The sequence below is a fragment of the bacterium (Candidatus Blackallbacteria) CG13_big_fil_rev_8_21_14_2_50_49_14 genome (assembly GCA_002783405.1).
Taxonomy (GTDB): Bacteria; Cyanobacteriota; Sericytochromatia; order UBA7694; family UBA7694.
Genome location: PFGG01000014.1, coordinates 37,793 through 44,256, shown reverse-complemented (window position 1 = coordinate 44,256; position 6,464 = coordinate 37,793). Strand labels below are relative to the sequence as shown.

6 protein-coding genes are annotated in these 6,464 nt (G+C 51.1%); 3 read left to right on the top strand and 3 right to left on the bottom strand.

The annotated features are described in order from the left end of the window. Positions 1 to 109 precede the first annotated feature (109 nt). Positions 110 to 1,540 (top strand): isocitrate dehydrogenase, encoded by a 1,431-nt coding sequence (gene icd / locus COW20_03620; GenBank protein ID PIW50172.1) that lies wholly within the window; start codon positions 110 to 112, stop codon positions 1,538 to 1,540. Between the two features lie 49 nt (positions 1,541 to 1,589). Here the strand turns inward: icd and COW20_03615 are convergent, their stop codons facing one another. Next, positions 1,590 to 1,796 (bottom strand): hypothetical protein, encoded by a 207-nt coding sequence (locus COW20_03615; protein PIW50171.1) that lies wholly within the window; start codon positions 1,794 to 1,796, stop codon positions 1,590 to 1,592. 109 nt (positions 1,797 to 1,905) lie between these two features. Here COW20_03615 and COW20_03610 point away from each other — a divergent pair, with 109 nt between their 5' ends. Both COW20_03610 and COW20_03605 read left to right on the top strand, forming a co-directional pair. Beyond that, positions 1,906 to 3,156 (top strand): hypothetical protein, encoded by a 1,251-nt coding sequence (locus COW20_03610; GenBank protein ID PIW50170.1) that lies wholly within the window; start codon positions 1,906 to 1,908, stop codon positions 3,154 to 3,156. A 64-nt stretch (positions 3,157 to 3,220) separates the two neighbouring features. Then, positions 3,221 to 4,882 (top strand): hypothetical protein, encoded by a 1,662-nt coding sequence (locus COW20_03605; protein ID PIW50169.1) that lies wholly within the window; start codon positions 3,221 to 3,223, stop codon positions 4,880 to 4,882. 2 nt (positions 4,883 to 4,884) lie between these two features. Here the strand turns inward: COW20_03605 and pcm are convergent, their stop codons facing one another. After that, positions 4,885 to 5,514 (bottom strand): protein-L-isoaspartate O-methyltransferase, encoded by a 630-nt coding sequence (gene pcm, locus COW20_03600; GenBank protein PIW50168.1) that lies wholly within the window; start codon positions 5,512 to 5,514, stop codon positions 4,885 to 4,887. Positions 5,515 to 5,572: 58 nt separating this feature from the next. Continuing rightward, complete coding sequence (locus tag COW20_03595; GenBank protein PIW50167.1) at positions 5,573 to 6,463, bottom strand: hypothetical protein; 891 nt, start codon at positions 6,461 to 6,463, stop codon at positions 5,573 to 5,575. Position 6,464: the final 1 nt, after the last annotated feature.

Below are 6,464 nucleotides of genomic sequence, written 5' to 3'. Positions count from 1 at the left end.
GTTAACGTAGTGGGTTGCCACAAGCGTAGCTTGAGAATCCCTTTCCTTGAGGGAAGGGAGTGTCAAACGATACGCTATACTGAAAGCAGCAAAGCAAGAAAGAAAAACGATGGAGACCAAGCGTTTGATCAGTGTTGCCCACGGGGACGGCGTCGGCCCTGAGATCACCAAAGCCACACTGAAAATTCTCAAGGCAGCAGGCGCACGGATTGAAGTGCAGCCAGTGATTATGGGCTCTCAAGCCTATGCTGCGGGTTATAAATCAGGTATCACCCCCAAGGCCTGGGATTCGATCCGACGCACACGCGTGCTCTTGAAAGCACCTGTCAGTACCCCCCCGGATTGTCGCTTTCGCAGCCCCAACGTGATTATTCGCAAGAAATTGGGTCTATACGCCAATATCCGCCCCTGCGTATCTTATTTTCCCTATGTTCAAACCCGCCACCCGGCTATGAATGTCGTGATTATCCGCGAAAATGAAGAAGATCTCTATGCCGGACTGGAACATCGGCTGAGCCCCGATGTGACCCAATGTACGCGCCTGATCAGCCATACCGGCAGTGAGAAAATTATCCGCTATGCCTTTGAATACGCACGCACGCATTTTCGCCAAAAAGTTAGCTGTTTTACCCGCGACCATATTATGAAAATGACCGATGGCCTGTTTCACCAGATTTTCCGTAAAATCGCGCGCGAATACCCCGATCTTGAAAATGAACATTGGGTCGTAGACATTGGTGTGGCCCGTCTGGCAGAAAATCCTGAACAGTTTGATATCATTGTGGCCCCCAATCTTTATGGCGATCTGCTCACCGATATGACTGCCCAATTGGCGGGTTCAATTGGTTTGGCAGGCTCTGCCAATTTGGGTGAAGACTGTGCGATGTTTGAAACCTTTCACGGTTCAGTACCGGGAAAAGCAGGGCGCGATCAGGCCAATCCTTCGGGCATGATCCTGGCTGCAGTGATGATGCTGCGCCATCTGGAACAGGCAGATGTCGCCGAATGGGTGCACAATGCCTGGCTCAAAACCATTGAAGAAGGCATTCATACTTACGATATCTGGCATGCGGGCAGCAAATCCCGCGTGGGAACCGCCAGTTTCGCACAAGCAGTTATCGACCGACTCGGCCAGGAACCCATGCATCTCAAAGCTGTTCGCTATCAAAACCACAGCCCGATCACGCTCTCTCCGCCCATGCAACGCCCTGTGCTACATAAGGATTTGGTGGGTGTGGATATCTTTCTGAATGGGCCCTCACAAGAGCCCGATACGCTGCGCAAAAAACTGGAAGCGCTGGCCAGACCCCATTCTGAATTGGTTTTGCTCAGCAACCGTGAAACCCAAATCTGGCCCAAGCCACAATCAGAAATTGAATACACGGATCTTTGGCGTTGCCGTTTTCTCAGCAAAAATCGCAGGCCGATCCAACATCAAGAAGTGATCCATTTGCTTGATAAAATTTTAAATTCTGGGCTGAATTGGATCAAAACCGAACATCTCTACGAATTTGAGGGCAAACCGGGTTATCAACTCTAACTTTTTGACACTCGGAGCTTAATCCACTGAAACAGCAGACACTCCCTTTTCAGGAAACGTTTCGGCTGGAATAGCTCGCAAAGCTCAAACCAAAACCTGTCATACGGTTGACTTTAAACCATATTTCAGGATTCGACAGGGTGTTTGCATTGCGAAAGCCAAAGTATCGATTGGGCTGAACAAGCCCAAAGATCAAAGGAAGAGACAAGACAAAGATTGCGATAGCAGGGATCACAAAGGGTTGTTCAAATAGCATGGAGAAACTTTTCCAGAAATAGTCTATTGTCCAAATATTCTAAATTTTTTAGACCTCAAGAGGCAAGTTTTAGATCGAAAACCCATATAATCCGTAAAGAAGGTTATATTTGGGTAAAACTGTGATTATAAAAAAATTATTAGCGCTGGGCCTGCTGGGCTTACTGACCGCCTGTGGTCAGTCCCCGATGGTGGCTGGTGCTTTTTACGGTCAACAGGGCCTAAACTCCCAAATCAACCCCTATGGTTCAGCTCAAACCAGTGGTGCCTATCCCACCGATAGCAGCTATGGTTTTGCCAGCACAGGAAGCTATACCGACCCCAATGCCTATGCCACCAACAGCTATACCGATCCCAATGCTTATAACACAACCCCCCAAAATACCTATACCAGCAATAATTATGACGCCAGTCTGCCTCCCGATGTAGCCTCGGGCAACAGCGCCTATAATCTTCCTGCAGATCCTGCTCTGGCCCAACCTTCTCCAACCCCCAGCGCAGCGACCCCCATGACACCTGTGCCCGCCCAGCTCAAAGACAGCAAAGGCGAGCTCAAAATTTTAACTCTCAATGTTTGGGGCCTGCCCAGCATTCTGGTCAAAGACCGCAAAGCTCGTTTTGAACGTTTGGGCCAGACCCTGAACGACTATGACGTGGTCACGCTTCAGGAAACCTTCTCAAACGATATCGAAGTACTTCGCAAAAGTACACGTTTTCCCTATCATCTGCGCTGGAACAACAGTGGGCTGAAATTGGGCAGCGGGCTCTACGTGCTGTCTAAATATCCGATCATCCGCAACGATTTCCGCCAATTTGGCAACTGCACCGTCGCCGATTGTTTGGCTCGCAAAGGCGTGCTTTTTACCCGTATCGACCACCCCAGTCTGGGCGCGATTGACGTTTACACCACCCACTACCAGGCAGAAAACAAGCCAGTGGCTGAAAAAATTCGTATCAATGAAGACAATAAAGTCCTTCAAGAATTTATTGCTCAAAACAATTCTCCCTATCCCACTGTGATTACCGGTGATTTCAATATGATTCCCGATTATCCCGAATATCTGGATCTGAATCGCCGCTTGCCTTTGATCGATGTCTGGCGCACCCTTCACCCACAGGATCCCGGCTATACCTCAGACCCTTCCAATCTCTATAAAAAGGGCAAAACGCAAGGTACCCGTTTGGATTATATTCATGTGCTCAAACAGAACACCTATAAAACCAGCTTGATTGAAGCCCAGGTCACGCACAACAAGCCGATTGAAGGCTATTTTCTCTCTGATCATTTCGGAGTTTCTGCCCGCCTGCAGTTTGAAACCCTTTACAGCACCGAATTGAAAAATCATCCCAGTCAAAAATAGTTTTTTAGAAAGTCCCTGTGCGATAATACTACGAAATGATTGTGTATCCGTGGGGGAATAGCAGATGGTAGAAGATCTTGAGTACCTGGCACAACAACTCAGGGAGGGTTCTGCAGGCGAACGCAAATACGCTGTCGATCTCTTGGCAAAAATGGGCAGTGCTGCCCTTCCCTTCCTACACAGCGCCCTGATGGATCGCAATGCCGAAATTCGTGAAAAAGCAGCTGAAGCACTGGGCGAAATGGGAGAAGAACAAAGTATCCCCGCTTTAAAAAATGCCCTGAGTTCACCCGAAGCCGGTGTTCGCCTGAAAGCCGCACAAGCTTTGGGAAAAATCGCAAGAGAACCCGCTCTGCCTGCCCTGTGTGAGGCCCTTCACGATCCAGAAACCACCGTTCGCCGCGAAGCAGTAAAGGCGCTGGGCAGAATATCCCACTTTCCTGTCGCAGTTTCAGCCTTGATTGAAGCCCTCCAGGATGACGATACCGAGGTGCGCTCCTGGGCTGTTCAGGGATTGGGGCGTTCAGGACAACCCAGCGTGGTCTCAGCCCTGGTTGAAACCTTAAGTGACAGTGAATGGGTAAGAGCCCAAGCCGTTACGGCCCTGGGTGAACTCAAGGCAACCGAAAGCCTTCACCTCTTGGGTGAAGCCCTGGGAGATCCTGAACCCCATGTGCGCACAGCCGCAGCTCAAGCCTTGGTCAAACTCGATCAGGAAGCCATTCCCACTCTGTTCAAAGCGCTGCAAAGCCCACATTTCTGGATTCATGCGGCCGCCATGGAGGCCCTGCTTAAAATTGGCGAAAAAGCCTTGCCTGAACTCGAAAAAGCCTTAGAAAACCAACCGGCTGAAGTCTGCGTACGGATTATCGAGATCTTTGAGAAACTCCGTTATACACCGATCGTGCCGCTCCTGATTGAAAAACTGCCCTCAAGCGTACTTGAAGTCAAAAAACAAATCATTCATGCCCTGGGTATTCTCAAAGATCCCCTGGCCTTGGATGGCCTGCTTGCTGAACTTCAATCCCCCCTCCCTGAATTGAGCACAGAAGCCGCACAGGCCCTGGGCCAATTGGCCAGCCCTCAGGCCATTCCGGCTTTGAAACAGGCACTACAGGCTCCTGTTTCTGAATTGCGCTCTGCTGCGGCCTTGGCTTTGGGAAGATTGGGTGCCCAAGAGGCCATTCCTGAACTGCTGCAAACCCTGAGTGCTCCTGAACAGGAAGTGCGCAGCCACGTGGCCAAAGCCCTGGGCATGATCAACGGCCCTGCTGTTTCAGCCATGCTGAATAAACTGCAGGAGCCCGATTTCGTACACCGGGCCCAAATTATCAATGCCTTGGGTGAAATGCGCGATCGCCAGGCCGTCCCCTCTCTGATTCAAACCTTACAGGAAACGGATGCAGAACTGCGCTTTCTGGCGACCCGGGCCTTGGGCGAAATTGGGGCCCCAGAAGCAAAGTCGGCTTTAATCCAGGCCCTGCGCGACACAGAAGCAGATATTCGTTATCTGGCCGTCAAAGCCTTGGGCAAACTTGGCGACAACGAAGCTGTTCCGGCCTTGATCGAATGCCTGAATGATCCGGATGAACATGTCAGCACCCAGGCCGCTCAGGTCTTAAAACGTTTTGACCACCCGCTCACGCAAATGGCCCTTGCCGCTGCTCAGGAAAAGAAAAACCATGCCCATTTGCGGGCTGCCGCCTTGGATGATTTTAGCGCTTAGGTTCAAAGCCCCTTGAGCATCGGCACGAAAACCACATCGCCGCAGCTTTCATATTCCAATTTCTGAGCCCTGCGGCGCACACGCAGCAGCTTTTGAACCTCATACTGAGGTCCAACAGGCCCTACAAGCAAACCGCCCTCTGCCAGTTGCCCGAGCAAGGCTTCAGGAAGTTGGGGGGGAGCAGCCGTCAGTAAAATCCGGTCAAAAGGGGCCTGTTCTGCCCAGCCTAGATAACCATCGCCGATTTTGAAATGAATATTGCGCAGGCCCTGTTCCAGGAGAAGTTTCGCCGCCTGATAGGAAAGCTCAGAAATACGTTCCAGGGTAAAGACCTCACGGGCCAAATACGCAAGAAAAGCCGTTTGATATCCTGAACCCGTGCCTATTTCTAAAACCCTTTCCTGCCCACTCAATTCAAGCAACTCTGTCATGCGGGCCACCAAGGAAGGTTGAGAAATGGTCTGTCCATGCCCCAATGGCATGGCACGATCAGCATAGGCCTGTTCCAGGTTTAATTCGGGAGCAAAGAGATGGCGGGGTAAGTGACTACACACCCTGAGAACAGGCTCAGAAATCCCCTGCCGCTTCAGTTGCGAACAAAGTTCAGCCCTGTATGTCTGCCAATTTTGCATTGAAAAAACCCTCTGCTTTCAGTTTACAGGCAGAGGGCTTTGACGCAAATTTCTGGGTTTAATAGCGGTGCATTCTGCCCACAGGGGGACGGGTATAATTGCGGGTCCAAACCGTTTCAAGGTCAGGTGAATCCATAAAATCTTCTACCGTCACCATTTCCCAGCCATATTTCACAAGATGGGGCATGACACGCGGGGGACGGGCGATCTGGCGCAGCGCTGACCAGACCAGTTCTGTACAGTAAAAGCGCTCATCGGTCTGGTAGAGAAAGAGGCTGTCATACTGTTTGCCCACCTGTTTGATGGCAAAATTCAGGGCGGGTGTAAAATTGGCGGCACTTTGGCCCTTGGCACGCAAAATCACAAAGGTATCGCGGGGGCTGCGGGCAATATAGGTCGCCAGGCTCTCTTTGACCACACCGCGGAAACGGTCATGCATATCAGGCTGAGTCGCCAGGGAATGCACGATTTCTCCGCGACCGAGATAGAGAATGCCATGCACAAAAGACTGATCATTGCCACAGAGGATCACATCTCCCGATTGCAGACGCGGCAAAAGCGCCTGCAATTCTTGGGCACTCAGCGGGGGGACATTGTCACTGGGAGAGGGCTTATTGAATTCATTGATCACCATTTGATCGGCATAGGGATAGAGCGCTTTGCGGGCCGAGGCATCCACAGCGAGCAGTTTAAAGGCCTCAGGCCCTTTCTGTTCAAGAATTTGGTTGATATCGGGGCTGGGTTGCCCCGCTTGCAGGCCATCGGCCAATTCATTCTTAAAAATCTGTTTGAGCAGGGGCAAGAGTTCATTCAGGTTCTGACGGGGTGCGGCCGCTGCTGCACGCAGGGCAGGGGGTTGAAAACCTGAGGCTACAGGCAAAAGGGAGGGGGTGGCAGAGCAGGCTGTCAAACTCAGAGCGGTGAAAGCCAAAGCAAAAATCTTTTTCATA

Coding starts and splice junctions, on each gene's coding strand:
- COW20_03605 (PIW50169.1), top strand. CDS start 3,221: ATGGTAGAAGATCTTGAGTACCTGGCACAACAACTCAGGGAGGGTTCT.
- pcm (PIW50168.1), bottom strand. CDS start 5,514: ATGCAAAATTGGCAGACATACAGGGCTGAACTTTGTTCGCAACTGAAG.
- icd (PIW50172.1), top strand. CDS start 110: ATGGAGACCAAGCGTTTGATCAGTGTTGCCCACGGGGACGGCGTCGGC.
- COW20_03595 (PIW50167.1), bottom strand. CDS start 6,463: ATGAAAAAGATTTTTGCTTTGGCTTTCACCGCTCTGAGTTTGACAGCC.
- COW20_03615 (PIW50171.1), bottom strand. CDS start 1,796: ATGCTATTTGAACAACCCTTTGTGATCCCTGCTATCGCAATCTTTGTC.